Annotated in this window: 4 protein-coding genes; all 4 read left to right on the top strand. The window is 35.1% G+C overall.

Translation table 11 applies throughout. The features are described 5' to 3' along the window. Positions 1–448: hypothetical protein (locus ACT29H_RS16695; RefSeq protein ID WP_444822796.1), on the top strand; the 448-nt coding region annotated here is incomplete at its 5' end. Between the two features lie 11 nt (positions 449–459). Next, the gene (locus tag ACT29H_RS16690) at positions 460–975 is read left to right on the top strand and encodes a hypothetical protein (RefSeq protein WP_444822795.1); all 516 of its coding nucleotides are present in this window, start codon (positions 460–462) and stop codon (positions 973–975) included. A 394-nt stretch (positions 976–1,369) separates the two neighbouring features. Then, positions 1,370–2,188, top strand: coding sequence for a hypothetical protein (locus tag ACT29H_RS16685; RefSeq protein ID WP_444822794.1), 819 nt, complete (start codon positions 1,370–1,372; stop codon positions 2,186–2,188). 75 nt (positions 2,189–2,263) lie between these two features. Then, positions 2,264–2,488 carry a hypothetical protein gene (locus ACT29H_RS16680; protein WP_444822793.1) on the top strand — a complete coding sequence of 75 codons (225 nt, stop codon included), beginning with the start codon at positions 2,264–2,266 and terminating at the stop codon, positions 2,486–2,488. Positions 2,489–2,794 lie beyond the last annotated feature (306 nt).

The following is a 2,794-nucleotide window of genomic DNA, read 5'->3' as shown; positions in this document are numbered from 1 at the left end:
GGATAGTTCACTTCCTCATCCTGCCGGATATGATCCCTCAACCAAAACCTTTAAATTCAGGGATAATGATGCCATCAACTCCGAAAATCTGAAAGAGGAGTTTTTTCATGCTTATCTGGATTTTTTCTACGACGGGGGTATTGCCCAATATGCTGATTCGGGGAGGGTAAATATTGAGTTTGAGGCGAAATTGTATAAAGATATTTCAAACGTTAAATGTTGTGTTGGTTTTAATATGGAGAATGTTCCTCAGGAAACTAAAGAACAATATGAAAATTGGATTTTTTCACAACAGGAAAATCCATCAATCATTTCTTTGATAGATTATCAAAAATGGCTTAACTTATTTAATCAGTATACAAATAAAGAGTATAGCTCTCCAATAAGCCCATTTCTTACTACTCCGGATGCACTTAATTCAATTATTTCTTTATCTAAATGTTTTTAAAACCTGGTCTTATGAAATCTTCAATTATCATCGGTATTCTCTTAATATTAGGAAATAGCATATACAGTCAGAACTATTTTTTGAAAGATAGTCTAATTAAAAAGGTTTCTGTATTTGATGATGATACATTTTATTATTATGTTGATTTTGATGGTTGCTATGATGATTTGTCTTTGCCTAAAGATATAAATGGCAAGGTGCCTGAAGTTATTGGGTTTAATTATAATCCTGAAAGCCAAATAATAAATCTTGCAGAAGAAATCTTTGATCTAAAAGAAATAAAAACATTGGTCAATAGTAAATGTATTTTAAAATGTATTTCTACTTCTTCAGGTAAAGTTGTTAGTGTATCTTTTAAGTTTTCTGAAAGGGAACCGAAAATTTGCCTGGATAAATTCGTAAAGTTCTCACAGCAGTTAAAGGAAAAAATAACCATAGAGACTCTGTTTAGTGAGAAAATAGCAGAGGAGGGATATATACAATCATCTTATGGGCTTTTTCTTGTATTAAAAAACATGTTGGAATAAGTGGCTAATAGTCAGGTTATCACTCAAATGGGGCAGATTTTTCCTGTTTGTTAAGAGATTATATGGTTTTTTTAAAATATGTTGGCTCTTGATACTAGTTTTTTTGGCCGGTTGTTGTGTTTGCTAATTTTAATTTTTAATGAGTTTGGCAACAAAGATGAATTTTTTACCAGACTCATCCAATTCTAACTTAAACTCTTTACCTATGAAGCAAATTTCTTATTCTGTATTTCTGCTTTTTGTTTTCTTACCATTGTTGGTTTTAACCGGTTGTGAAAAAGATTAAATGAAGGTCTCAACCAACGATTCAACTATGACAGACTTTGATTATTAAAGTATTGATGATGTGCATCAATAGTTTTATCAACAAACCGGAGGAAATGTCTTTCTGGAAATGAAATCGACGACGAAAAGTTCTGCTTTGCAAACCACCGATGTACCCCTGTTTGGTGATTGGGAGAACAGTGTATCTCGTACTTTGAGAGATATTAAAAATGTTGAAGTACCGGTCTTTTCACCGGCTGATGAAGCGACCTATTCAGAAGCCCTGAAAGGAATCAGCCTACCAAATGATGAAGAAAAAGAAAAAGCTGTTGGCTCACGTATCCGAATTGTGGTACAAACCAACCAGGTGACGGGCGAAACTCATGGTTTTTTGATGACGGTTATCCCCGACGAAGACTATCTTGCTTCCGGTGGCAGCATTGATTCTATTGATTATTACAACCGAGGCACCAATTTTACCGGATTGATTGTTTTTAATCATCTGGACGGAAACTTTGCGAATGCATGGAAGTACGATGGTGGAGAAATAGTAAGTGGTTTTATACCAATGGTTCCGGAAAAGACAGACTCAGAAAAGTCATTGAAAGCATTGGCCCAAATAGAGTACCTTATCTGTACTGATACTTATGTTAGTTTTGGGAGCCTTACCTCCTATGTTGGGAGCGATTGCTGGCTTAAGTCTGAAACGATTTGGTATTATGAGGATTACTACTGGGATTCCCGTGCACGCTATGCTTTTGAAAATGGCTTTGATCCTCCGATACAACAATCTTCAGGGGGGAGCAATAATCATGATAGTTCCGGAAGCAATACGGTGGGAGTGTATTTGCCGTACGATCCTATTAAAGAGACCCCGCTTACAATAAGCCTTCAAAATAAAAATAGACTCACACCCGCGCAATCCCTTATCTTAGAAAAAGCATTGTAAGAGCTGATTGGATTATGCAGTGATAAATATATTTATAATGAATTGGTCGCAAACAATCAAAGATTTAATTTCGAGATGGATAGTTCACTTCCTCATCCTGCCGGATATGATCCCTCAACCAAAACCTTTAAATTCAGGGATAATGATGCCATCAACTCCGAAAATCTGAAAGAGGAGTTTTTTCATGCTTATCAGGATATTTTCTACGACGGGGGTATTGCCCAATATGCTGATTCGGGGAGGGTAAATATTGAGTTTGAGGCGAAACTGTATACAGATATTTCAAATGTCAAATGTTAAATGTTGTGTTGGTTTTAATAATGAGGCTTGCCCACAGAAAATAAAGGATGATTATCTAAAATGGATTTTTCAACTTAGGGAAGATCCAGCGAGCCTGACGAATAGCGATTACCAGAAATGGCTTAAATTGTTTGATACTTATACGCTTTCGTATAGTTCTCCATTTGCATCAAATCTTTCCAGTCCGGATGCATTAAAATCAATATTGTCAAATTCAGGATGTTCTTAGTAAAATCTAAAGTTATGAAATTAAGAATCACATTTATAATTGCTTTTGTTTCTTTTATGGGAAGTATGTCTTATTCT

Source organism: Thermophagus sp. OGC60D27 (assembly GCF_052400625.1).
Taxonomy (GTDB): Bacteria; Bacteroidota; Bacteroidia; order Bacteroidales; family Marinilabiliaceae; genus Thermophagus.
This window is presented reverse-complemented; position numbering and strand designations above follow the sequence as displayed.

Excerpts from the sequence above, each read along its gene's own strand:
- ACT29H_RS16690 (WP_444822795.1), top strand. The coding sequence starts at position 460 with ATGAAATCTTCAATTATCATCGGTATTCTCTTAATATTAGGAAATAGC.
- ACT29H_RS16685 (WP_444822794.1), top strand. The coding sequence starts at position 1,370 with ATGAAATCGACGACGAAAAGTTCTGCTTTGCAAACCACCGATGTACCC.
- ACT29H_RS16680 (WP_444822793.1), top strand. The coding sequence starts at position 2,264 with ATGGATAGTTCACTTCCTCATCCTGCCGGATATGATCCCTCAACCAAA.